Annotated in this window: 18 protein-coding genes and 1 riboswitch; of the genes, 11 read left to right on the forward strand and 7 right to left on the reverse strand. The window is 44.9% G+C overall.

The window, feature by feature from the left end:
- Window positions 1-13: 13 nt before the first annotated feature.
- From cmoA to AB6F11_RS01325, 5 genes are all read left to right on the forward strand, one after another.
- Window positions 14-742: a carboxy-S-adenosyl-L-methionine synthase CmoA gene (gene cmoA, locus AB6F11_RS01305; RefSeq protein WP_017062083.1), complete on the forward strand. Its 729-nt coding sequence runs from the start codon at window positions 14-16 to the stop codon at window positions 740-742.
- Between the two features lie 186 nt (window positions 743-928).
- Entirely contained in the window at window positions 929-1,900 is a 972-nt protein-coding gene (gene cmoB / locus AB6F11_RS01310) for a tRNA 5-methoxyuridine(34)/uridine 5-oxyacetic acid(34) synthase CmoB (protein WP_104216134.1), read from the forward strand.
- A 314-nt stretch (window positions 1,901-2,214) separates the two neighbouring features.
- Window positions 2,215-2,955, forward strand: a complete 741-nt coding sequence (locus tag AB6F11_RS01315; RefSeq protein WP_029405339.1) for an ATP-dependent zinc protease — start codon at window positions 2,215-2,217, stop codon at window positions 2,953-2,955.
- 17 nt (window positions 2,956-2,972) lie between these two features.
- Window positions 2,973-4,478 (forward strand): inactive transglutaminase family protein, encoded by a 1,506-nt coding sequence (locus AB6F11_RS01320; protein WP_029235671.1) that lies wholly within the window; start codon window positions 2,973-2,975, stop codon window positions 4,476-4,478.
- Window positions 4,479-4,481: 3 nt separating this feature from the next.
- Window positions 4,482-5,462, forward strand: coding sequence for an alpha-L-glutamate ligase-like protein (locus AB6F11_RS01325; protein ID WP_029235672.1), 981 nt, complete (start codon window positions 4,482-4,484; stop codon window positions 5,460-5,462).
- A 124-nt stretch (window positions 5,463-5,586) separates the two neighbouring features.
- Here the strand turns inward: AB6F11_RS01325 and fdhF are convergent, their stop codons facing one another.
- The 5 genes from fdhF to cmoM form a co-directional block, all read right to left on the reverse strand.
- Window positions 5,587-9,816 carry a formate dehydrogenase subunit alpha gene (gene fdhF / locus AB6F11_RS01330; protein WP_104216133.1) on the reverse strand — a complete coding sequence of 1,410 codons (4,230 nt, stop codon included), beginning with the start codon at window positions 9,814-9,816 and terminating at the stop codon, window positions 5,587-5,589.
- A 388-nt stretch (window positions 9,817-10,204) separates the two neighbouring features.
- Entirely contained in the window at window positions 10,205-14,665 is a 4,461-nt protein-coding gene (mukB, locus tag AB6F11_RS01335; protein WP_104216132.1) for a chromosome partition protein MukB, read from the reverse strand.
- Window positions 14,662-15,468 (reverse strand): chromosome partition protein MukE, encoded by an 807-nt coding sequence (gene mukE / locus AB6F11_RS01340; RefSeq protein WP_104216131.1) that lies wholly within the window; start codon window positions 15,466-15,468, stop codon window positions 14,662-14,664. The genes mukB and mukE overlap by 4 nt, the downstream gene beginning before the upstream one ends.
- Window positions 15,449-16,786, reverse strand: a complete 1,338-nt coding sequence (gene mukF, locus AB6F11_RS01345) for a chromosome partition protein MukF (RefSeq protein ID WP_017055049.1) — start codon at window positions 16,784-16,786, stop codon at window positions 15,449-15,451. The genes mukE and mukF overlap by 20 nt, the downstream gene beginning before the upstream one ends.
- A gap of 125 nt (window positions 16,787-16,911) precedes the next feature.
- Window positions 16,912-17,697 (reverse strand): tRNA uridine 5-oxyacetic acid(34) methyltransferase CmoM, encoded by a 786-nt coding sequence (gene cmoM, locus AB6F11_RS01350; protein WP_017063509.1) that lies wholly within the window; start codon window positions 17,695-17,697, stop codon window positions 16,912-16,914.
- 115 nt (window positions 17,698-17,812) lie between these two features.
- Between cmoM and elyC the strand changes: the two genes are divergently transcribed.
- Window positions 17,813-18,673: an envelope biogenesis factor ElyC gene (gene elyC / locus AB6F11_RS01355; RefSeq protein WP_104216130.1), complete on the forward strand. Its 861-nt coding sequence runs from the start codon at window positions 17,813-17,815 to the stop codon at window positions 18,671-18,673.
- Between the two features lie 157 nt (window positions 18,674-18,830).
- On the opposite strand, the gene torR is transcribed toward elyC, so the two are convergent.
- Complete coding sequence (torR, locus tag AB6F11_RS01360; protein ID WP_017062094.1) at window positions 18,831-19,544, reverse strand: two-component system response regulator TorR; 714 nt, start codon at window positions 19,542-19,544, stop codon at window positions 18,831-18,833.
- Window positions 19,545-19,829: 285 nt separating this feature from the next.
- On the opposite strand from torR, the gene torD reads away from it, so the two are divergent.
- The 3 genes from torD (at window position 19,830) to AB6F11_RS01375 (ending at window position 22,772) form a co-directional block, all read left to right on the forward strand.
- Window positions 19,830-20,477, forward strand: coding sequence for a molecular chaperone TorD (gene torD / locus AB6F11_RS01365; RefSeq protein WP_104216129.1), 648 nt, complete (start codon window positions 19,830-19,832; stop codon window positions 20,475-20,477).
- Between the two features lie 316 nt (window positions 20,478-20,793).
- Window positions 20,794-21,798, forward strand: coding sequence for an HTH-type transcriptional repressor PurR (gene purR / locus AB6F11_RS01370; RefSeq protein ID WP_017062096.1), 1,005 nt, complete (start codon window positions 20,794-20,796; stop codon window positions 21,796-21,798).
- A 170-nt stretch (window positions 21,799-21,968) separates the two neighbouring features.
- Window positions 21,969-22,054: riboswitch (cyclic di-GMP riboswitch) on the forward strand.
- Window positions 22,055-22,181: 127 nt separating this feature from the next.
- Window positions 22,182-22,772, forward strand: a complete 591-nt coding sequence (locus AB6F11_RS01375) for a TfoX/Sxy family DNA transformation protein (protein ID WP_019820997.1) — start codon at window positions 22,182-22,184, stop codon at window positions 22,770-22,772.
- A gap of 97 nt (window positions 22,773-22,869) precedes the next feature.
- Here AB6F11_RS01375 and AB6F11_RS01380 read toward each other — a convergent pair whose 3' ends face one another.
- Window positions 22,870-23,229, reverse strand: a complete 360-nt coding sequence (locus tag AB6F11_RS01380) for a DUF3316 domain-containing protein (RefSeq protein ID WP_017067843.1) — start codon at window positions 23,227-23,229, stop codon at window positions 22,870-22,872.
- Window positions 23,230-23,606: 377 nt separating this feature from the next.
- Here AB6F11_RS01380 and AB6F11_RS01385 point away from each other — a divergent pair, with 377 nt between their 5' ends.
- Window positions 23,607-24,287, forward strand: a complete 681-nt coding sequence (locus AB6F11_RS01385; RefSeq protein ID WP_102394105.1) for a TVP38/TMEM64 family protein — start codon at window positions 23,607-23,609, stop codon at window positions 24,285-24,287.
- Between the two features lie 64 nt (window positions 24,288-24,351).
- Window positions 24,352-24,669, forward strand: coding sequence for a DUF2007 domain-containing protein (locus AB6F11_RS01390; protein WP_017062099.1), 318 nt, complete (start codon window positions 24,352-24,354; stop codon window positions 24,667-24,669).
- Window positions 24,670-24,673 lie beyond the last annotated feature (4 nt).

A 24,673-nucleotide genomic window follows, 5' to 3' on the forward strand; every position in this document is an offset into this window, starting at 1 on the left:
GAGAGAAAATGCTATGAGCAACACAGACAATATCTTTTCCGCTCCTATTGATAAAATTGGAGACTTCACCTTTGATGCAAGGGTTGCTGAAGTATTTCCGGATATGATTCAACGTTCGGTGCCTGGCTATAGCAATATCATCTCTGCAATCGGCATGCTGGCTGAGCGCTTTGTAAAGCCACATTCCAATATTTACGACCTTGGCTGCTCTCTTGGTGCGGCGACACTTTCTATGCGTCGTCACATTCAGCAAGAAGGCTGCACGATTTTCGCTATCGATAACTCAGAAGCCATGGTTGAGCGCTGTAAATTGCACGTTAATGCTTACCGTAGTGACACACCAGTAGAGGTGATTGAAGCCGATATTCGTGAAGTGGAGATCAAAGACGCTTCGGTTGTGGTACTTAACTTCACGCTGCAATTCCTGTCGCCAGACGATCGATACGCTCTACTTGAAAAAATTCATGCAGGCCTGCGCCCTGGCGGGATCTTAATCCTGTCAGAAAAATACGTATTCGAAGACGAAAGCTCAAACGAACTGCTTATCGACCTGCACCACGATTTCAAGCGTGCTAACGGATACAGCGAACTGGAAGTCAGCCAGAAACGCAGCGCAATTGAAAACGTAATGCGCCCAGACTCGATCCCTGTTCACAGAGAACGATTTGATAAGATTGGCTTCTCAAGCAGCGAAGTTTGGTTCCAATGTTTCAACTTTGGTTCAATGTTCGCGATAAAGTAAACATTTTAGATTACGTAACCGTCGCGACACCGTTAGCACGTACTAAAATGTCATCCTCAAGAGCGAGGAACAAACGAATTGGGGATCTCTTATCAAACACGATAAACGAGATTCCCTAGCATGTTTGTCCACACTCTTAATGGAGTGACAAATTTAATTTCTACACCACCAACTCAGTGAAAACCTATGTTTAATTTTGCCAATTTTTATCAACTTATTGCCCAAGATACTCGCCTTCAGCCGTGGCTAAATGTCCTGCCACAGCAACTGACCGATTGGCAAAATGCAGAGCACGGTGACTTTGACCGCTGGCTACGTGCACTAAACAAGATTCCACAAGACGTGCCAGATCAAGTTGACCTGAAAAATTCAGTGACGATTGGTAGTTCTACGCCATACCACACAGGCGAACTGAAAAAGCTAGAAAGCTTATTGAAGACTTTCCACCCGTGGAGAAAAGGTCCTTATACGGTTCACGACATCCATATCGATACTGAGTGGCGCAGTGACTGGAAATGGGATCGTGTGCTTCCACATATATCTCCATTAAAAAACCGTTCGGTTCTCGATGTAGGTTGTGGCAATGGTTACCACATGTGGCGCATGCTGGGTGAAGGTGCTCGCTTAACGGTTGGTATCGATCCTTCCCACCTATTCTTGGTTCAGTTTGAAGCAATTCGTAAGTTGATGGGCGATGACCAACGAGCTCACCTATTACCTCTAGGTATTGAGCAGCTCCCAAAGCTAGAAGCCTACGACACGGTATTCAGCATGGGCGTGCTTTACCATCGTCGTTCACCACTGGACCACTTGATTCAACTGAAAGACCAATTGGTGTCTGGCGGTGAACTGGTTCTTGAAACCTTGGTGATTGAAGGCGATGAGAACGCAGTATTAGTTCCGGTTGACCGTTACGCACAGATGAGAAACGTGTACTTCTTCCCTTCAGCTCGCGCACTGAAACGCTGGCTGGAACAAGTTGGCTTTGAAGACGTACGTATCGTTGATGAAAATGTCACGACAATTGGTGAACAACGCACCACAGAATGGATGACGCACAACTCTCTTCCAGATTATCTAGATCCGAACGATCCAAATAAAACGGTTGAAGGCCACCCAGCGCCAAGACGTGCGATTTTGGTAGCAACAAAACCATAGAATCTCTGCCCACAAAGCAGTGGCATATTGAGTAAATAAAACACAAGCCTATATAAGACAGCAAAACAATGGCTTGCCATGGTCAAAAAGTCACCGTTGATTTCGCGATGAACTTTTCTTCCTGAGCTCACAAATTGAACAAAAATTGACTTATGTTTAATAAGTGAGCTATTTCAAATAGCAATAATTGGCGTAGCGCTCACATTGCGATTCAATATGACCAGACTCTTACAATAGGATGCTTCACGCATCCTTTTTTGTGGGCTAAACTTCTAAATAGTCTGAACTATTCTCTAATTCTCAAAGGTTTTTTTATGTTTAAGCGATTATCGCCGATTGTGGCGGTTGGTTTGCTCTCTGGTTGTACCCTGACTAACGGTGCCGCCTACCACCAAGAAACTCTCGATGCTATTGCCCGCTCAGAGACAAACATCGCAAATAAGGTTCAAAATCTTGAACTGCAACTAAGCAATCAAAGTGATTATATTGAAAGCTTAGAAGACGAAATTACTACCCTTTCTAGCCAATTAGATGTCCATCTAACTAGCATGGAACACAAGGTTATTGAACAGCTAGAGGAAGAAGAACCCGTAGCAGTTGCAGCGGCCCCTATAGCTCCTACATCACAACCGACTATCCTTGGCGGCATTGAAAAAGTGTCTATCGACTCTATTAAGCAAAGCTTTGATGCACGAGTGGATACAGGCGCAACCACCTCTTCTTTAAACGCTGTCGATATCAAAGAATTCGAACGTAACGGCAAGAACTGGGTTAAATTCCACCTAGACGATAAAGCCCAAGCGGAAGAAGACCAGAAATGGATTGAAGCGCCTGTTGTACGTTATGTAAAAATCCGTCAATCAACCAATGATCAGGCAGAACGTCGAGCTGTGATCGAATTATGGGTGAAAGTTGGAAAAATCCATGAAAAAGCGCAATTTACATTGGCGGATCGCTCTCAAATGAGTCACCCTGTGTTACTAGGGCGCGAATTTATCAAAGACATAGCGCTAGTAGATGTAAGTAAAAAGTACGTACAAACGGAAGTTAAATAACAATAGTAGGGTAAGCTATGACGTCAAGAATTCCATTTTATATCTCTATATTCCTGCTTATTGTGGCAGGTATAACACTGAGTATGTTCAGACATACGACCTACGGTGTACCTTGGACTCCAGGGGAAACCAGACAGGTTTGGGACGTTGAAGCTCGCATCGAGTTCAACGCAGTAGGCAAAGAAGCAAAAGTTTCCTTAGCGGCTCCTCATACTCAGTCTAACTACACACTTATCGGCGAATCGGCTTCATCGCCAGGTTATGGTATCTCTTACTTGAATACCGAATCAGGTCGCCGCGCAGAGTGGTCTATTCGATACGCAGATGGCCCTCAAACTATCTACTACAAAACACAATTCCTAGTCGACAACCAAGCAAAAGTTGATGCTATACCGCCAGAAGGCGAAGTCGCACAGCCAAGCTTCGACGGCCCTGAAGAAGCCGCTTCTTTTGCATTGATTGATAGAGCGACAAAGCGTTCTGCAGACAACCTCACTTTTACCCGTGAGCTCATCAAAACACTTAACGATCCAGACAGCCAAAACTCAGCGCTTATTCTGAATAACATGACTAAAGTGGAAGCGACACACAAGCTACTTTCAGCAGCAAACATTCACAATAAAGTGGTTGGTGTTATCGAGCTAGAAGATGGACGTCGTCGTCAATCTATCCAGCAAATGAACCAGATCTGGGATAACGACCAATGGGTTTTATTCTCTCCTGAATCAAGCGAACAGCAAGTTCAGCCAAACCTGCTAATTTGGGATGAATCAAATGTATCTCTATTAGACGTGGTTGGCGGTCAGAACAGTAAAGTTCACTTCTCGATGATTGCTCAGGAGGTGACTCCCACTGAAGCAACCAACAGTAAAGTCTCTGCGGATCAACTGTTAAACCTTTCCATTCATAGTCTGCCGCTAGAAGAGCAAGCGATGTTTAAAACCATCATGCTGATTCCTATCGGTGCTCTGATTGTTGTGTTCCTACGTGTCATCATCGGTCTGAAAACGTCTGGTACGTTCATGCCTGTACTGATTGCGGTAGCCTTTGTACAAACACAATTGGTAACGGGTATTGTCGGCTTCCTACTTATCGTAGGTACAGGTCTTATTATTCGAAGTTACTTATCCAAGCTCAACTTACTACTGGTCGCCAGGATATCCGCCGTAATCATCACGGTAATCATGATTATTTCTGTATTCACTGTGGTCGCGTTTAAAGTGGGTCTGACTGAAGGTCTATCCATTACGTTCTTCCCAATGATTATCCTATCTTGGACTATCGAACGTATGTCTATCCTATGGGAAGAAGAAGGCGCGAAAGAAGTAATGCTGCAAGGTGGTGGTTCTCTATTCACTGCGGTTCTTGTTTACTTAGGCATGACTAACCCGTTCATTCAGCACTTAACGTTTAACTTTATTGGTTTACAACTTGTTATTCTAGCGACCATCTTGCTACTAGGTAACTACACAGGATACCGTCTAACCGAGCTTCGTCGCTTTAAACCGCTAGCGGAGGACTAAGTTATGTTTGATCAGTTTACTTCACCGTTTAGGTTGAAAGACAAAGGCATAATGGGAATGAACAAGCGTAACCATAGTTATATTGGTCGCTACAATGATCGTTCCAAGTATCCACTCGTTGATGACAAGCTTAAGACGAAGATCATTGCTGAACAGGCTGGTGCTACTGTACCAAAACTGATTGGCGTGATTGGTCATCAAGCTGAAGTAAAAACAATCCACAAGATGGTAAAAGAGTGGCCGGGTTTCGTAATCAAGCCAGCTCAAGGCAGTGGTGGTAAAGGTATCCTTGTTGTGACTTCTCACAAGGACGGCGTTTACACCAAGCCATCGGGTTCGACTATCAATGAAGAAGACGTAGAGCGCCACATCAGTAACGCTCTCGCGGGTCTTTTCTCACTCGGTGGTAAGAACGATGTTGCTGTAGTTGAAAACCTCATCAAGTTTGACGAGTGTTTTGACGGCTTCAGTTACGAGGGTGTACCAGATGTACGAATCATTGTATTCAAGGGCTACCCTGTAATGGCGATGATGCGTCTATCGACTTCGGCTTCTGATGGTAAAGCTAACTTGCACCAAGGTGCTGTGGGCGTAGGTATTTGTATCGCTACGGGTAAAGCCGTTCGTGCGGTTCAATTTGACCACCCAGTGACTCACCACCCAGATACGGGTAAAGAGTTGGCGCTACTACAAGTACCCCATTGGGAAAAGCTGCTGACACTTGCATCAAGTGCTTGGGAAATGACAGGCCTTGGTTACATGGGTACGGACATGGTTTTAGACCAAGAAGAAGGCCCGATGGTACTGGAGCTAAACGCTCGCCCTGGATTAGCAATACAGATTGCAAACGGCGCAGGTTTATTACCTCGCTTGCATCATATTGAAAACCTGGGCACACCGGCTGAATACCCAAAACCAGCAGAGCGCGTTGCCTACGCTGCTAAGCAATTTGGTGTTCACGGTAGCGAAATTGTTCAAAACTAAGCTCATCTAAATTAAAGCGAAACGACTCAGTTATTGATACTGAATCTAGCTCGATAAAAAGGCCGCATAACTCTGAGAGTTACGCGGCTTTTTAATGCCAGCCGTCTTCACCGAGCTAATATGATTAAGCCTCTGTTACTTCACACTCAGGCTCACGAATAGGATCAATACGCACAGCCGCCACCTTAAATTCAGGGATCTTCGCGTGTGGATCAGTCGCTGTGGTAGTCAAACGGTTAACTGGTGATTCAACAAAATGGAATGGAATAAATACCACACCCTTTTGCATTCGTTTAGTCACAAAGGCCGCGATTTCGATTTCACCACGACGTGTTGAGACCTTAAGCATCTGACCATTCGAGATACCTAGCGCTTCAGCATCATGAACACTCACCATGGCACGCGGCCCTGCTAAGTTATCCAACCCTTTTGTTTTACGTGTCATGGTTCCGGTGTGGAACTGTTCTAGAATACGGCCTGTCGTTAATACTAACGGGTATTCCGCATCCGGTAGCTCAGCAGCGTATCTAAACGGAATCGCCTCCATTTGACCACGCCCACGCGTAAATTGGGTCTGGTGCATGATACGTGTGCCATCAGGGTTGTTCTTATTACTTGGCCATTGCACGCCGTTCACCGTAATGTTCTCCCAACGTAAACCACCATACTGTGGCGTGACACGCGCTATCTCATTGGTGATATCAGCAACCGAGTCATATTCCCAATTGCCGCCCATCGCATTAGCCAACATTTGGATAATCACCCAATCTTCTTTCGCTTCACCTGGAGGCAATACCGCCGGGTTAATACGCTGAACACGACGCTCGGTATTAGTAAAATGACCAGACTTCTCAGCAAACGAGCAAGACGGTAGCACCACATCGGCATATTGAGCGGTTTCGGTTAAGAAAATATCTTGAACCACGAGGAAATCTAACGCTTCAAGACCTTCAATCACATGCGCTTGGTTCGGGTCACTCAGCACTGGGTTCTCGCCCATTACGTACAGACCACGAACATCTCGATGACACGCTCCATCAATAATTTCGGTCAACGTTAAGCCTGTTTCAGCCGGTAGGTCAGAAACACCCCACTCCATCGCGAATTTTTGACGAACCATTGGGTTGTACACTTTCTGATAACCCGGAAGGTTATTTGGCAATGCGCCCATGTCACACGCACCCTGAACATTGGATTGACCACGTAATGGGTTGATACCGCCGCCTTCAATTCCGATATTGCCACACAAGAGCTGTAGGTTAGCGATTGATCGAACGTTATCGTGACCAGTGGTATGTTGCGTAATGCCCATCGAGTAGTACACCGCTGTACGCTCTGCAGTACCAATCAATCGCGCCATTGCGAAGATGTCTTCCGCTTTAACGCCAGTTACCAGCTCCACTTTGTCTAGTGAATAACTTGGTGACATTACCTCTTGAAGCAAGGTATCAAAGCCATCCACACGGTCTTCGATATACTCTTGGTCGTACCAACCGTGTTTGATGATTTGCTGCATCACACCATTGATCAACATTACATCAGTACCCGGTCGGTGCGCTAAATAAAGTTCAGCATGGTCAGCAATATCGATTCGTTTTGGATCGGCAACGATCAATCTCGCTCCACCATGTCTCACAGCTTGCTTGATATGCGAGCCAATAATTGGGTGTGCTGACGTGGTGTCGGAGCCAATAATAAAGATCACATCTGAGTGCTTGATGCTTGGAATATCATTGGTCATCGCCCCGCTACCTAGCGAAGCCTCTAAACCAGTAACAGTAGATGCGTGACAAAGGCGCGCACAGTGATCGACGTTATTGGTACCGAGTTCACGACGTATGAATTTTTGGAAGGCATAGTTATCTTCATTGGTGGTTTTCGCCGACGAGAACCCCGCTAAAGCGTTACTGCCAAAGCCTTGCTTAATCGCAGTAAACTTCTCGGCAATAAGCTTAACTGCCTCATCCCAACTTGCAGGTTGCAACCAGCCATCTTTACGAATTAATGGTGTGGTTAAACGCGCATCGCTGCCCACAAAATCGAAGCCAAATCGTCCCTTAACACACAACATGCCTTCATTAACCGGAGAGTCTCCGCCTTCGATATAGCGGATTTTGTTTTTCTGCTCATCGATATGCATGGTTAGCTTGCAGCCGACACCGCAATAGGTGCAGATGGTATCGACTTTCTTGAGTACGTCTGTGTCTCCCTGCTTTCTGTCGCGAGCATCCACCATTGCACCGGTTGGACACGCCTGAATACACGATCCACATTGAACGCAGTTTGAGTCGCCCATTAAGGTCTTATCTGCCCCAAAGTTAGGGCGACATTCAGGTCTTGATGCAGGTTTTCCATCCGATTGATTCATGAAGCTTAGAACGCCATGAACATTCTGTTCTCGACATGCTTGAATACACTGGCCACAACTGATGCAGCGGTTGGCGTCAAAGATAATGAACTCAGAACTGTCATCGACCGAAAATTTTTGCCTTGTTAACCCGACCTTCGCTTCTTCAGCACGAATCGCCTGCCAACTCTCATTCGAAGCCACATCGATTTTGTACTCTGGATGCGTTTGCGTTGCTTTGTATTCGGTCGAGTAGTCTCGTAGGTCGCAATCGGTATTGGCCTGGCAGCCACACTCTAGACATCTTGCAGCTTCCGCTATTGCATCAGCATTCTCAAACCCTGTTTCTACTTCATCAAAGCTTTGTTCACGCTGCTCGGGCGTTAGTTCTGGCATGATCTTACGAGCCATGCGTTGTATCGACTGGTATTGCTCAGGATCCACCGCTTTGAGCTGTTTGTGCTTTCTTGAGTTAAACAGTTTGGCTGGAATATTGTCCATATCACCATGGAAGAAGCGATCGATCGCTTGTGCAGCAATACGCCCATCCCCCACCGCTTCGACTGCGGTTGCAGGGCCGCGTCGGAAATCACCAATACTGAAAATATTTCCGGTTCCGGTATGCATGGTTTGTGGATCAGCATCTGCGGTATTCCAACGAGTAAGAGGAATATCAATCGCTTCATTGTCCATAAAGCTCAGATCAGGCTTTTGCGACACGGCAGCAATAACCGTATCAAACGCTTCAACAAAGAACTCGCCAGTTGGTTTAGGGCTGCGGCGGCCTGAAGCATCAGCAGGACCCAAAGCCATTCGTTCTAATCGTATTTCTGATACATGACCATTTTCATCGGCTATGTTTTCTGCAGGGTTGGTTAAGAAGTGGAACTTCACACCCTCATGTTCAGCTTCTTCGATTTCGTAATCTTCTGCTGGCATCTCATCTCGAGTACGACGATAAATCAGCGTAGTATCCGCGCCATCACGAACTGCGGTTCGAGCACAGTCAATCGCTGTATTACCGCCACCGATCACGGCAACCTTTTTACCAGTGACGTACTGCTGATCGGTCACGTAATCTTTCAGATAATCGACACCCAAATAACAACCTCCGAGTTCGCTACCCGGGTAATTCATCTCGACCGCTTGCGATGCACCAACGGCTAAACAAACCGCATCAAAATCGTTACTTAAATCAGACAGTGTAAAATCAACACCGAGTTTTTTACCGCACTCAACCACCATTCCGTTGCGACACATCAACTCGATTTCTTTATCTAGAATCGACTTAGGTAAGCGATATTCAGGGATACCGTAACGCAGCCAACCACCCGCTTTGGGCATCGACTCATAGACACTGACTTCATAGCCTTCGTTAGATAGGTAATAACCCGCCGTAAGCCCACCGGGGCCACTACCAACAATAGCAATGCTCTTGCCTTTATTTGGTTTCTTCGCTGGCATGTAGCTCTCTTGAGCCGCTAGATCCGCATCGGCAGCGTGTCGTTTGAGTTGGCGAATCGCAATGGATTCATCGACCAAGTTACGACGACATTCGGTTTCACAGAAAGCAGGACACACACGACCAATTGAAAGCGGCATTGGCAATGTCTTTTTGATCACTTCAATCGCTTTAATGTGATCATTTTGAGCAATATGGTGCAGGTAAGATTGGATGTCGACCCCAGCAGGACAGGCTGTTTGGCATGGCGCCTCACAGTCAGCGTAGTGATCGGTCATGATGCGATTCAACGCTTCTTGTCGATGATTCGTTAACTGTTTTGACTGAGTGGTAATATTCAGCCCATTAGACACTTCAAGCTCACAAGAGCGAGTAACACCAACGCCATCAACTTCAACGACACACAAATCACACGGCACTTTATCCGCTGTTTTGTTCAAACCACATAAAGATGGGATTTCCAAACCACATGTTTTTGCCGCTTCAAGAACGGTTTGTCCTTGCTCGACGATTCGATATTTCCCATCAATCACGATTTGAATCATACCTAAGTCCTACCTTTACCTTTCGCACACGCGAGTTATCAACAATTAAAATTTAAGTAATACAATATTATTAATATTATTAAATCTATGTCATTACCATACATTATTTGTGGTTTTGTGCGTGTGACCTCAAACAAGTTCCATTGATAATAACCACAAGGTATGAGTGGTCTTATCAGTATCGACGAAAGGATTAAGCGGGAGGGGTTCTGCTGTAGAAGTAAGAAGTAAGAAGTAAGAAGTAAGAAGTAAGAAATTAGATTCAAGGTACAAAAAAGCCCCTAATGATTAGGGGCTTTGAACAAATATCATTGAGTCGCTTTCGAGCTTATAGCTAAGCTATCAAGGTTATTGCTCGGCTATCAAGATTATAATTCGGCTATCAAAGTTATTGCTCAGTTTCTTCGATAAGCTCTTGCACCGGAGATGCTGGTTTGTTTTGAGCAAAACCGCGCAGGCCAACAACATGTACGTGTTCGTGGTCTTTGAAGACCTTACGAACCAGTTTGTAGGTTGTACCTTTCTCTGGGCTAATGTTTTCAGGTGCTGCAATCAGAAGTTGCATACCCAAACGGTCACACAGTTCAAACAGCGTAGAGATCGACTTAGAATCCAAACGTGCTGCTTCATCAAGGAACAACAAACGACATGGAACGATGTCTTTACTGCGAAGTCGACGAGATTCCTCTTCCCAGCTCTGAATAACCATCAATAGGATTGACTGACCCGTACCGATCGCCTCACCCGTAGACAATGCGCCCGATTCAGCTTGTAACCAACCATCTGAACCACGGTTAACTTCAACACTCAGCTCTAGGTAGTTACGGTAATCCAGTAGCTCTTCACCAAGAACCTGTGGAGAACGTTGACCCATATCGATATGCGGGTTCACTCGTTGGAACAACTTCGCCATCGCTTCTGAGAAGGTAAAGCGCGTTGATTCAAACAAGTCTTTGTGTTGCTCTTGTTGAGTTGCTAGCCCTGATAGCAAGATCTCGTGGCTTTCACGGATCTTAACGTTCAGACGTACGCCTTTAACCTGACCAAAGTAAATGTTAGACAAACCTTGGTTCAGCATTCGAATACGGTTCTGCTCGCGCTGAATCGTTTTCTTGATGATGCTTGCTACGGACTCAGAGCTGATTGCCAGGCGATTTTCACGCTGCGTCAACTCTTCTGTTAGTCGAGCTAGCTCCACTTCCATCTCTTCGATTGCTTCAACCGGATCATCCGTGTGAATAATATCTTGGCGAATACGCTCACGAAGGTGTTGGTAAACCGCAATGTAGAACAGAACTTTACGCTCTGGATGCGCGTTGTCTTCAGATAAACGCAGCGAATCACGCAGGTCGTCATTGTCGGCTACCGCCAGACGTAGCGCACCCAGTGATTTATCCGACATAGAGCGAAGCTCGCCTGCCGTTAGATAAGCCAGTTCACGTTTATGCAGACGACGTTCAACATCATTCTCACGCGCTAAACGAAGTACTGAACACCAACCCGCTTTCGCTGCAACAACGAAAGTACGAAGCTCGGTGTACTCTTTTTGAACTTTCTTAAGACGCTTAGCCAGTGCTTTCATCTCAAGTTCAGTTGACGTAATCGTACGCTCGTATTCACTCTTACGGCTGCGAGATGTATGCAGACGATCTTGAAGCTCGTCACGACGACGTACAGCACGCTCTTCAGCGCCTTCGTCAGCGTTTACGCCGAACTCTTGTAGCTCTTGTTTGAACTCTTGAACCGTTTCTTGCTTCGCTTGATGTGAGCTCTTCAGTGCCGCCAATACTTGGTTGTATTGGTTCATCTGTTCGCGAGCTTGCTTCAAGCCATCGCGGCCTTTGGTTCTTGCTTGTTCAGCTTGAACCAACTTCGCTTTCAGTTGCTCGCTCAGTTCACTGCTCTTATTAAGCAAATCAACAGAATCCGCGTAAGCAAAGTAATGACGACGCTCAATCAGATCAGACAGTGCGAACACTTTGCCTTTTAGCGTTTGTAGCGCGTTGTCTGCTTGACGGTACTCTGCTTCCAAAGCTTCGAATTGCTCTGGGTCAGCGTCTAGTGCAGATACGAACTGTTCTAGAGAAGTAAGCGCCTTGCCGTGCGTATTCAAGTAAGATTTCGCTTCACTTAAACGCTCTAGTTGCGCTTCTAATTCAGCTAAACGCTCAGCCAATGTTTCGTCTTCTAAAATACGAACCATTGGTGCTAATTTATCTAGCGCACCGAGTGCCTGCTTGCTTTGTAGAAGCTGGCTACGTTGCTGCTGCTCTTTAGAGTTAAGCTCAGCCAGAGAACGAACAATTTGATTACGCTTATCACGAATCGCAGCAAGTGCTTGTTCTGGGTCTGCGTTAAACGCAACGTGCAGGTGCTTCGCAACAAAGCTGTTGAATGCTTGATATAGACGATTCAGCTTTTGAGAGTCAAACGCGGCTTTCGCGTGGTTCTCAACAACAACGTCACGCTCTTCGCGCAATTTCTCTAGACGTTGTTCACGAGCCGCACGGCCAAACAGTGGGATCTCAGGGAAACGTGAGTAACGCATTTGGCGATCGTTCAGCTGAACACATACTGCGCCTTCAAGCTCATCGGCATTAAATGAACTGTCATCAAACGCGTCGACATCGCCTTCTAGGATGTAAAGGTCTTCTGGACAATCATCAAGATCCACCAGCTTCTCTTTAATACCATCAAGATCAGAAACCACAATTGCGTGACGAGCTGGGCCGTACATCGCACTGAAGTACGGCGCATCACCAATCGTGATGTCATCGTAGATCTCAGAAAGCAACACGCCACCAAGCGTATCCGCCAGACCTTTCAAACGAGGATCGTTAGAGCCACCTGGAGAGGCTAAACGCTCAATCTCTTGCTCAAGTTCAGCTCGGCGCGTAGCCAACTGATCTTTTGCTGCCGCTTGAGATTTCTCATCTTCAAGCACTTGCTGCATTTGAGTCATCACCGCTTGGCTATCTTCTAGCTCAGCGTCGGTTTGATCTCTTAATGCTTCAAGCGCATCGTTTGCCGTGATCCACGCTGGAGCAATGGACTCAAGCTTTTGAATCTCTTGGTCGTGGTTTTGTTGCACACGACGTTGCTCACTCTTCGCTTCACGCAGCTCTTCTTGAGCGTACTCAAGAGACTCGATCTGCATAGCGTGACGTTCACGTTCTTCATCGAAAACCGCTTCGTCAGTCAGTGAGATGTTGTGTTGCTTTTGGTATTCAGTCGCAAGCTCTTTTACTTGACGCTGCTGAGCCACATCACGAGCCATATCACGGTGCTGAGCACGCCACTGCTGTTCATTTTCAACAACGTGTTTTGCGTTACGACCTTTCTCTAACGCTTGTTTAGCGCTGCTAGACGCTTCTTTGCGCTCCACGTCACCAACGATGCTCTTAACTAAAGACAGTGCTTTGTCGAACTGTGCTGAAGCTGCAGAAGACATATCTAGCTTGTGCTTAGTAGCCAGTAGCGCTTGAGTGCTTGATTCTTCTTGTGCTTTTAGCTCAGAAACAAGAGTTAATGCACTTTCTGCCGTAATCGATTCATCACCAAGCAACTGCTTAGTTTTCTCTAATGCTTGAACCGCTTGCTGGTATTGAAGTGCACGCGTTTGCTGAACATCCAACGCTTGTTGGTAGTCAGCAAGCTGAGTTTTCAGGCTATCCACTTCTTCTTCAGTGATGGTTGCCTGCTCTTCGGCAAGAAGTACTCGCTCTTGAGCTTCTTCAACCACCATCATTTGCTCTTCTAGACGCTCGTTAAGCTCTTCTAGATCTTCGCTGTAGCGGGCAATTTTCTCTTGCTGACGAAGTGCAGTTTGAACCAACTGAAGATGATCCGATGCCGCTTGGTAATCTTGCTCTAGTGCCGATTCTTGATCGACAAGTAGTTCTAGTTCTTCTTGAACGCGATTCAACAAATTGTTTTGATCAAGCAAGGTTTCACGAGAACCGAACAGTTCACCACGGAACTTCATGGTTTGATCTAACTTGTTACGACGATCGTTTGCATGGCGCATGTAGTCCGCAGCCACGTAGTTCGTAGATTCAGTGATCAAGTGCTTGAACAGGTCACGATCCGACTGAGTCGTCTTGATCGCTTCTAGCGTCATGCGGTTTTCACGTAGTGCTGATTCCATGTCTTGGAATGCTTTCTTCACACCACCGTTTTGCGGTAGAAGGTAATCACGCAGAGAGCGCGTAATTGCACTTGAGATACCACCGTAAAGTGATGCTTCAATTAAGCGGTAGAACTTAGAACGGTCGCTGCTGTTACGCAGTTTCTTCGGTACCACACCGTATTCAAACATCTGTGAGTGGTAATCAACAATCGAAGAGAAGGCTTTAAAATGCGCGCCTTCGTATTGTGCAACCGCCGCTTTCACGTCGTTCAACTGACATACGCGAGCGTGGCTGTCTGAAACGTTCTGAATCAACACATCCGTTGGTTTCACATGGCTTGGAAGGCCTTGAATAACGAACGGTTTGATGTCGACTTTCTTATCACGACCCGCAACTTGCTGCAGTTTTACTGCAAACAATAGACGTTGATTACGAGAGTTCACAACATCTAGCGCGGCATAACATGCGCCTGGCTGAAGCTTACCGTAAAGGCCTTTATCACGAGATGACTGCGAGCTACCCGCTTCCGTTGTGTTACGGAAATGCAGAAGGCTTTGGTCAGGGATCAGTGCTGTGATGAATGCCGCCATTGTGGTCGACTTACCCGCACCGTTACCGCCAGAAAGCGTTGTAACCAATCCATCAATATCAAAAGTACGCGCAAAGAAGCCGTTCCAGTTGACCATGGTTAATGATTGATACTTACCTCTTTCAATCATGCTTCACCTTCTACTTTTGTTTGTTCGCCATCGTTTGACTCAAGGTCAAAGTCAGCTTGATCGTTAAAAATGTCTTGTTGACCGTTTTCGTTTACGTCTGCAACTACTTCTGATACAGCTTCCGCTTGTTCTTCATTCAACAAGCTACCTTGGTTAGGCTCTTGGGTATGCACCACAGCTTCACCATCACGGATAAGACGTAATTGCGCTTCTTTCATATCGTCACCAACACGAACGTCAGCGCCAAAGCGGAATACCGCTTCGCTGATACGGAACTTGCCCGTTTCACCAATCGCAATCAGCATGCCGATACGGCGTAAACGACGCAGAGAAGTACGAACTTTTTCGAAGAGCTTTTCTTTATCTAAGTCAGAACCAGATGCACGGTTGGTTGCTAGCTTCATGAGTTTTTTCTCATCCGCTAACGACATCAATTCATCAAACAGTTCTTGATTGGTGAAGATACCTTCATGAGCCAGACGTTCTGGGCTTAGGTATAAGAAACACAACACCTTGCCAACCAACATGTCGAGCTCAGACAACACACTACGACCAATCAGAGACGTAGAACGCGGACGCAGGTAATAGAAACCTTCCGGCGCTTTTACCAATTCCGTATTGTAGCGTTGATAGAAATGCTGAAGCTCAACTTCAAAATCAGACAGCAACGCGTGGTTATCTAGGTCTTCTATTGAAACATGCTTACCTGAACGCAGCATGCTATCTAGCGCAGGGAACAGTGGGTTCGCTATCGCTTTTACCAGTTTCTCTGGCATGTAATCATCAGTACTTGTTAATGACATTTGCTTGTACCTTTGCACCGAAATCGTTAATTGCCTGCCAATCTGGCTGAATAGCCTGATAGTCAGACTCTGAGTAACCTAAGCGCACGGCTTGGTCGACAACAATTCTGGCTAAATCAAAATGGTGTGTGCGAGGGTGTGCAGCGAGGTAATCGCGTAACACAAGGCCAAGATCAATTGGCGCGCCTTGCTGTTTGTGAGCTTTTAACATCTCTGCAATTCGATCTGAAAGCAGGTCATTTACTTGCTCAAATTCTTCGTACTCTACGTCGATTGGTGCTTGTCCCATCACTTCGTCATCACGAAGCACGAGCGCTTCATCACGAAGATCCGTCAGCTTCTCAGCATCGGCGTAGGTCAATAACCAAGGCGCATCAAAGTAGTCAGTGACTGACTGACGCAAGCGCTGGCTAAAGGCGCGGTTTTTATCCATATCAATCGCGGTACGGATGAACTTGTGAACATGGCGGTCGTAGCCGATCCATAAATCGATGGCTTGTTGGCCCCAACTGGTGATTCGGTCTAGCTTCATCTGCAAGCCGAACAGGGTTTCGCCAACGAACTCGAGTTCATCGTCACCGTAAACAATTTCTTGAATATCGAGGATCTGTGTTTGCAGTTCATCCCCCGCCGCTTGCAAGGTGTCTTGCAATTCTTTTAGTGTGGACGAGGTTTCTGAAAGCAAGGTTTCACAGTTGTTAATCGCCTCTCGCCAATCCTTGTTTAAAAGGTCGGCAATTTGCTGTTTAACGGTTTGCTGCTGCTCATCCATAACACGTTGGTTAAGATCAATCTGATCGAAAATTTCACCAACAGAATACTTGAGCACGCCGTAAACATTCTTTCTCCAATGTCCTGGAGTTCCGCCTTTTTGTGCTGCTTCAATGGCTTTTGCCATCTCATCGGCAACCATAGAAAGCTGGATAGACAGTTTCAACTTAGAGAACTGACGGTGGCGTAAATAATAATCTGAAATACCAATCGCCAATGGTGATAAGCGATAAATACTCGCACCATCGGTGATTTCGCTGGTAAAGCGGCTAATCAACTTCTGTTTAACTAACTCGTTGATGGCATTGTTGGCACGAAACGCGGACGCTTCGCCAGTATCTTCAAACAGTCGAGTGACGATGGTAAATGCATCGTGCAGTTCACCCTCGCCCAACTCTTCATCGAACCTTTCATTGCTTAGTACTGCGATAGCAATCAAAAATGCTAAGCGCTCTGGTGGCAAGTTTAATGAAAAATCATGCTGCTTGACCCAGCCCACCAACTCATCAATTGGCTGCTCTTCGGCAGTTTGAGTCATTTCACTCATTGTGGTTCCTGTTACTGTTCTTCGTCATATCGAATGTATTAGATATGACGCCTATTTCTTTATGACGCGGGCTTCTTACGATTGCATAGCGCATGTTGTGGCTTCTTTTACCACATTCACCGCTGTTATTGCGCAGGTTTTTGAGCCCAAACGTGAATATAACGGCCTAGCGACAGATATGGCTCTTGGCGACATAGCTGTTTTTCTAGTTCCAATACATCTTCAAATTGGTAATCGCCCATGTACTCCATATTACCTATGTAGTCACTGAAGGAACGAATGCCTGATTTACCACAGATTTCTAGACCGGCGTCTTCTATCCATTGATAAACCTCTTCCGGCTTCAAGCCTTTTTGTGGTTGCAGCTTAAACCGTTTTCGATGTGGCATCCCATTCAATACATGAGGAATGTTGCCACAAATCACATTTTTCAGGACTAATCCGTGGTGGTTGTAAAACATTATCGAGGCAACGCCACCCGGTTTAACTTGTTCAAGCAATAAATCAAGCGCCTCTTTAGGATCGGCTAACCATTCCATTACGGCATGAAACATCACAAAATCGACTTTCTCATCTAGATGTTCTGCGACTTTTTGTACTGGTGAATGAATAAATCGATATTGCTCTAGCAAACCCGCTTCGCTGATACTTTCTTCTGCGAGCTTCAGCATTTCAGAAGAGAGATCACACAGAGAAACGTTATGCCCAAGCGACGCAATTTTTTGCGACATCTGTGCAAGGCCGCCTCCAGCATCAAGCACATGCAGCGGAGAAGCTGATTGCTCAAACTTGCTCAAAGCTTGTTCTAAATCTTCCCATACGATGATCTGACGGATCTCTCCTTTGTCAGAGCCGTAAATATTTTTTGCAAATTTGTGGGCAATATCGTCGAAATTACGGTCTTCAGTCACGGCTACTTGAGTTATTATGTCCTATCGTGCCTGCTATTCTGTCACAGGAATTCCAGGAATAAAGAGGCGATGTCTCTTTTTACTACTAAGTGATGTTTTTTCGGACTATTCGGATATGTTTGAGCTGAAAAAAGTAGTGTCTTCGCTATTGATGCCACTGCCAGCAATGTTAATTCTCGCTTTTCTGGGTTTAGCCCTAGTGATGTTTACTACCAAAAGGAAGACGGGTTGCTTAATCACCCTTTCAGCCCTATGTGGTATTTTCCTAATCGCTTTCCAACCAGTTTCTAGTCAACTTTTAATGCCAATGGAAAGGCAACACACCGCTTTTTTACCTGTCGATGAAACCGTCGATTACGTAATGGTTCTCGGAAGTGGTCACGTCGTAGACGACCATATTCCACCGACATCAGAACTTAGCCGCACCGGCCTGATGCGTTTAAGTGAAGGGATTCGTATTCTACGCCTTTACCCTGGTGCAAAACTCATTTTGTCTGGCTATGGCGCAGGCACTGAAGTCAGTAACGCAAGAATGATGGCTAAAGTTGCATTAGCACTTGGCGTAGCAAAGCCCGACATCATTCTGCTTGAAACCGCAAAAGACACCTGGGAAGAAGCTCGCCAAGCCGCTGCGTTCGTTAAGAATAAAAAAATGGTTCTGGTGACTTCAGCGAGCCATATGACTCGTGCACTCAATGAATTCCATGCAGCTGGTATGAAACCACTGCCTGCACCAACCAACTACCTTGCACAAGAAGGCGTTGTTGAGCCTTGGAATAAGTACATGCCAAAAGCTCTCTACCTTGAGCAGACTGAGCGTTACTGGCACGAAACCATGGGATTAGTTTGGCAAGATTTACGTGATTGGCTTGATACAAGCAATGACATTGTTGAAGAGCCGGTGATTCCAGAAGCTTCCAGCTTAGTTGAAGATGACGGTGAAGTTTCTGCGGCTCAGCCTCAGGAAGCCAATTGAATCTTTAAACTCATACTGAGCAGACTGAGTCGGCAAGTATTTTTAGGTTCTCTGTTCGTTAACAATGAAAGCTAAGCAATAAAAAAGCCGAGACATCAATGGTGTCTCGGCTTTTTACGTTTAAATGTCGTTGTTGATTAATCACTTCCGAAGGAAATCAATCACCAGCGAACATGTAACCTTCACCGTGAACCGTCACAAAAATTTGTGGGTTCTTAGGATCAAACTCCATTTTTGCACGCATACGACGAATCAATACGTCGATAGTACGGTCATTAGGCGCGTCCACTCGGTGGCTAATCATATTCAAAATACGTTCGCGGCTTAATACTTGGTTAGGGTAAGAAGACAATGCCACTAGCAGTTCGTATTCTGCTTTGGTCAATTTCACCGGTTCGCCGTTTTTGCTTAACGCACGACGAGGGATATCAAATGTCCACTCACCAAAACGAACCACAGACTCATCTGATATTTCTTCGACTGCGCCCGCTGCTGTTTTACGAGCAGCAGAAATACGCCAAAGTAGGTTTTTAACTCGAACTAATAACTCGCGAAGTTCGAAGGGTTTAGTAACGTAATCGTCAGCGCCCATTTCAAGGCCAACGATTTTGTCGATGCTATCCGTGCGTCCAGTAACTAAAATAATTCCAATGTCTGATTGACTGCGTAATTCGCGAGTTAGCATCAATCCATCTTCGCCTGGTAAGTTGATGTCCAGCATAATGAGGTCAACGTTGTTTTCTTCTAACACGTTTCTCATTTGAGCGCCGCTTTCTGCTTCGCTCACTGTGTAACCCTCGTTCTGGAAGTATCCAACCAGTTTACTGCGGGTTACCACATCATCTTCTACGACTAATACGTGATAGCTCATCTACACCACTTTTCTTATTTAATAGTTTCAGTGACTATTCTATTCATAACTAGTAACAATTCTAGTGGTACAGAAGATAAAAGCCAGAAACATGGATTTTTTTTGATACAAGACAATCTTAAACCTTGCTATTTATCGTCCATCGCAATTCAATATAGGCATTACTACTAACGAGTAACTTTGCGTTTCGCAAATAACCTTGTTATTCAGCCTTGGTGTGCTTATGCCCAAGTGACTTCAAGATGCATATAAGCAACATCACAAGACTAAGTCAGGATCTAACAAATGAAAGATACGAAAGCGTTCAACGAGCAAAGAGCAGAAATATACTGGTGGCTATCAAGCTTATTTGCCAAAGAGCTCACTCAAGAAGAACTCGATCACTACCACTCTGTTGAAATTCGTTCTTTCCTAACTGGTTTAGGCGAAAATGAGACACTAAAGCCAGCGATTGATAAGTTAGTGGATGCGCTGAACCGCCTACAAACTCGTGAAGATGCTCAGCTAGAACTGTCTGCAGACTTTTGCGATCTTTTCTTAAAGACAGATAAGCACGGCGCTCTTCCTTACGCTTCAATGTATATCGGCGAAACTGGCCTTTTGAATGATAAGCCAGCAAAAGATATGGAAGAGATCATGGTTAAGCACAACTTAGTTGTGAACCAAGATCTAAAAGAGCCAGCAGACCACATTGCTATCGAACTCGATTTCCTTGGTAACTTGATCATTCGTTCAAACGAAACGAATATTGAAGAAGAACTAGAGAATTCATTTGCCGCTCAACAGCAGTTTATCGAACAACAACTGCTGACTTGGTTACCAAAGTTCAACGTGAAATGTCATGACGTTGATGAATTCGGTTTCTACTCCTCCGTCTCATCGTTGCTACTCGCATTCTGTCAATTAGACACTCAATATTTAGCTGGTGAATAGCTTATTGGATGACTCGTTAAATAAATTCAGAAGAATGTGACAATTCCCCCGGATTTCCGGGGGAATTTTATTGCGAGTAATTTCTAGTCAGTCTAAAATTGTGACCGCAAACGATAAAATATGAAACATTCACGAAATGCTATGCTTATTATAGTTTTGAGCATTTCGGTGTTAAGACAAGCCGCTCAATAGCGGTTTTTTGTTTTTTAGCACTTTTAGTACCCAAAGAGCCCTACAAATTTAAGCTCTTAGTTAGGTAGCTTAACGGCTACTTTATTCCGTACTTTGGGAAAGTAGCTTCTAATAGGATAAAACCATGGCCACTATAAAAGATGTCGCTCGCTTAGCCGGCGTATCAACAACAACCGTTTCTCACGTAATCAATAAAACTCGCTTTGTTGCAGAAGCAACGCAAGAAAAAGTAAACAAAGCCGTAGATGAACTGAACTATGCACCAAGTGCTGTTGCTCGTAGCTTGAAGTGTAATACAACACGCACCATCGGCATGCTAGTGACTCAATCAACTAATCTATTCTTCTCTGAAGTTATCGATGGTGTTGAGAGCTACTGCTACCGTCAAGGTTACACTTTGATCCTGTGTAATACGGGCGGTATCTATGAGAAGCAACGTGACTACATTCGAATGCTTGCAGAGAAACGTGTAGATGGCATCTTAGTTATGTGTTCTGACCTAACTGAAGAACTAAGAGAGATGTTAGACCGTCACGCTGACATCCCTAAAGTTATCATGGACTGGGGCCCTGAGAGCTCTCAGGCTGATAAGATCATCGATAACTCAGAAGAAGGTGGCTACCTAGCGACCAAATACCTTATTGAACGCGGTCACTCTAAGATTGCATGTTTAAGTGGCCACTTAGACAAAGCAGCATGTGTTGAACGTATTGCCGGTTACAAGCGCGCACTGAACGAAGCAAAGATTTCTGCTGATGAAAATATGATCATCGAAGGCAACTTTGAGTGTGATACGGCTGTTCTTGCTGCAGAACAAATCGTTGAGATGGAAGATCGTCCAACGGCGGTATTCTGCTTTAACGACACAATGGCACTCGGCTTAATGAGCCGACTGCAAGAAAAAGGCATCCGCATTCCTGAAGATATCTCAGTGATCGGTTACGACAACATCGAACTCGCTGAATACTTCTCTCCGCCGTTAACGACAGTTCACCAACCAAAACGTCGTGTTGGTAAGAATGCATTCGAAATTCTATTGGAGCGCATCAAAGACAAAGACCACGAAAAACGCGTCTTCGAAATGCATCCTGAAATTGTTGAACGAAGTACAGTTAAAACGTTAAATTAGTTGATAATTCGAGTTTAATTTCATCAAGCGCACCTTTAGGTGCGCTTTTTTTATCAGCAACCACAATGAACCCTTATGCATAAATGAAAGATCATTAATTGAAGCAATGTCACATTTTGAAATATCAACTGTGAGCTTCATTCAACAAAAACTTTATTCTATTCAATCAGTCACGCACAGGGCAAACCACTCGAAAGAGTGAGACGCAAAGCTTCCGGCCTAAACCACTCGTTGGTATGGTAGCGGGGTTACCGATGGCAAAATGCAGTAACTACTAATAATTTAGTAATTTACGGCTTATTGACAATTTAATTGCAACATTTTGCTAATCTCTCGGACCTGCTTATTTGGTGGCGTAGTTCAAATACACCGAGATAAATAACATGGATAAACCGATACTAAAGGACTCGATGAAGTTATTTGAGTCCCTAGGAAAAATAAAATCACGCTCAATGTTTGGTGGCTTCGGTCTTTTTGCTGATGACACTATGTTTGCTCTGGTTGTAAATGACCAGTTGCACATACGCGCAGACAAAGGCACAACGAAACAATTCGAACAACAAGGGTTTCAACCGTACGTCTACAAAAAACGTGGTTTCCCTGTCGTTACTAAATATTTCGCTTTACCTGAAGGCCTCTGGCAAGACCAAGAGAAAATCTTGCAGCTTGCAACCACGTCTCTAGGTTTTGCTAAAGAAGAAAAAGCTGAGCAGTCTTCTGCTAAGCCGACCCGACTCAAAGATCTGCCTAATCTTCGACTCGCTACCGAGCGTATGTTGAAAAAGGCAGGGATCGATTCTGTAGAACGTTTATATGAATCTGGCTCTGTAAACGCATTTAACGCCATCAAAGAATCGCATGCGTCTTCTGTCAGTATTGAACTACTTTGGGCGCTAGAAGGCGCGATCAATGGTACACATTGGTCTGTTATACCGCAGCAGCGTCGCGAAGAGCTTATCAATCGCGTCAATTAACATTGTCAGTGCAATCTATATACATAACTAAGCCGCATTTACTGCGGCTTTTTTTATGTCGACAAAACTAGTCTTGTGTATAGCTGGACCACTGCGATCAAAAAGATGGACGGTAATAGTATTTGTAATCCACTTTAACCATCGGAATGAAGTTAATTTCTCCAGAGGAATCCATTATTTCTTTTACTTTGATGGTACCGTTTTTGATTTCAAACGAGCGTACATCTACTTTTTCAGAGGCTTGCGGTAAGATTTTGCTCAATTCATATGAGCGCTTACTGTTTATATCCATCCAGATTTTTTTTCCAGATTCGTAAGCCTGTGATTGGCTCGCCACTACATCGCCTTTAAATACTTTAGACTCAACAGCCGCACGGTGATAGACGCCCGATCCCATGGCTTGGAAAGAGAATAGGCCCGTTGTAGCAATAACCGTAATCATTGATAATAATTTCATAGCTAGCTCCTTAGTTGTCTGCCTGAATAATTATCTAAAACAATCTTCATGCCACGATTGTTACGTATATAGAACGAGCCAAGACCAAAACTCTTTCAAATTTTTGTTACTTTTTACGTGGTACAAATTATCGCTATTAAAATAATGCATACAAAACAAGTCCCTAGCAGAGAGTCACAACCTCTAACCAACGAATCTTTTTCCACCTCTATTCCGCCAATACTTGTCGGTAACATAAGACTAAGCAATTAAGCTAACTGTTTGCCCCGATCCATCGTCTAGAGTAAATAGTTTTTTATCAACTGGTGAAAGTTAATCTATGCTTTGCCTGTCTATCTATACTATCGGTATGCATTGAAAATTTAGAGGAAGTATCAATGAGTAAGAAAATGATATTGGGTATTGTGTTGGTCGTAACCATCGTGTTGTTGGGCATCAATTTCGGCCAGTACTTAACGCTTGAAAATGCTAAGGCCCAACAAGCTGTGTTAAATGAATACATTGACAGCAACTTTATTGCGGCTGCCGCTATCTATTTTGTCGCGTATGTCATGATTACGGCTTTCTCCATTCCTGGAGCCGCTGTTGTGACCTTATTAGGGGCCGCGCTATTTGGCTTCTGGAACAGCTTGCTGCTGGTATCTTTCGCAAGTGCGATCGGTGCGACCTTAGCCTTCTTAAGTAGCCGTTACCTGTTGCGTGACTGGATTCAAACCAAGTTTGGTGACAAATTGGCGACGATTAACAAGGGGGTTGAAAAAGACGGCGCGTTTTACCTGTTTTCTCTGCGTCTGATTCCTGTATTCCCATTTTTCCTTATCAACCTATTGATGGGTCTAACACCGATGTCAGTGAGTCGTTACTACATTACGAGTCAAATCGGGATGTTACCGGGGACGGCAGTTTTCTTGAATGCTGGCACTCAGCTCGCAGAAATTGATTCACTTTCGGGCATCGTCTCCCCTTCAGTACTATTGTCATTTGCGTTATTGGGTATATTCCCAATAGTGGCTAAATGGTTGATGGGTAAGTTTCGCTCAGCACCCGTAGCTGAATAACGTATATAGCAGAATAGTTTATAATAGCTAAATAACACAGATAGCCGAATAAGGTTCTATTTCAATGAAAATCTTCAGTGCATCGAATCCGACAGAAGCTCATATCATCTGTGGATTATTAGAAAGCGAGAATATTGCCTGTGAAGTCCGTGGTGAGGGGTTGTTCGGATTAAAGGGGGAAATCCCATTCACCGAAGAAACTGACCCTTACGTATGGTTATATGAGCCAGAATTGGCCAGTAAAGCTCGCATGCTCGTCAATGACTACCAAAAGCAGCAAGATTCGATCATCTATGAAGAGTGGCGTTGTGGTGAGTGTCATGAAGTCAACGAAGCGCAATTCGGCTCGTGCTGGCAGTGCGGTGCTGCCTCACCTGAATAGCAAG

Source organism: Vibrio sp. 10N.247.311.14 (assembly GCF_041467715.1).
GTDB classification, from domain to species: domain Bacteria; phylum Pseudomonadota; class Gammaproteobacteria; order Enterobacterales; family Vibrionaceae; genus Vibrio; species Vibrio crassostreae_C.

Bases quoted from the DNA above. Each gene is read 5' to 3' on its own strand.
- elyC (WP_104216130.1), top strand. From the start codon at position 17,813: ATGTTTGAGCTGAAAAAAGTAGTGTCTTCGCTATTGATGCCACTGCCA.
- purR (WP_017062096.1), top strand. From the start codon at position 20,794: ATGGCCACTATAAAAGATGTCGCTCGCTTAGCCGGCGTATCAACAACA.
- AB6F11_RS01320 (WP_029235671.1), top strand. From the start codon at position 2,973: ATGACGTCAAGAATTCCATTTTATATCTCTATATTCCTGCTTATTGTG.
- mukB (WP_104216132.1), bottom strand. From the start codon at position 14,665: ATGATTGAAAGAGGTAAGTATCAATCATTAACCATGGTCAACTGGAAC.
- AB6F11_RS01385 (WP_102394105.1), top strand. From the start codon at position 23,607: ATGAGTAAGAAAATGATATTGGGTATTGTGTTGGTCGTAACCATCGTG.
- AB6F11_RS01390 (WP_017062099.1), top strand. From the start codon at position 24,352: ATGAAAATCTTCAGTGCATCGAATCCGACAGAAGCTCATATCATCTGT.
- cmoB (WP_104216134.1), top strand. From the start codon at position 929: ATGTTTAATTTTGCCAATTTTTATCAACTTATTGCCCAAGATACTCGC.
- AB6F11_RS01380 (WP_017067843.1), bottom strand. From the start codon at position 23,229: ATGAAATTATTATCAATGATTACGGTTATTGCTACAACGGGCCTATTC.
- cmoA (WP_017062083.1), top strand. From the start codon at position 14: ATGAGCAACACAGACAATATCTTTTCCGCTCCTATTGATAAAATTGGA.
- mukF (WP_017055049.1), bottom strand. From the start codon at position 16,786: ATGAGTGAAATGACTCAAACTGCCGAAGAGCAGCCAATTGATGAGTTG.
- fdhF (WP_104216133.1), bottom strand. From the start codon at position 9,816: ATGATTCAAATCGTGATTGATGGGAAATATCGAATCGTCGAGCAAGGA.
- AB6F11_RS01375 (WP_019820997.1), top strand. From the start codon at position 22,182: ATGGATAAACCGATACTAAAGGACTCGATGAAGTTATTTGAGTCCCTA.
- torD (WP_104216129.1), top strand. From the start codon at position 19,830: ATGAAAGATACGAAAGCGTTCAACGAGCAAAGAGCAGAAATATACTGG.
- AB6F11_RS01315 (WP_029405339.1), top strand. From the start codon at position 2,215: ATGTTTAAGCGATTATCGCCGATTGTGGCGGTTGGTTTGCTCTCTGGT.
- mukE (WP_104216131.1), bottom strand. From the start codon at position 15,468: ATGTCATTAACAAGTACTGATGATTACATGCCAGAGAAACTGGTAAAA.
- AB6F11_RS01325 (WP_029235672.1), top strand. From the start codon at position 4,482: ATGTTTGATCAGTTTACTTCACCGTTTAGGTTGAAAGACAAAGGCATA.
- torR (WP_017062094.1), bottom strand. From the start codon at position 19,544: ATGAGCTATCACGTATTAGTCGTAGAAGATGATGTGGTAACCCGCAGT.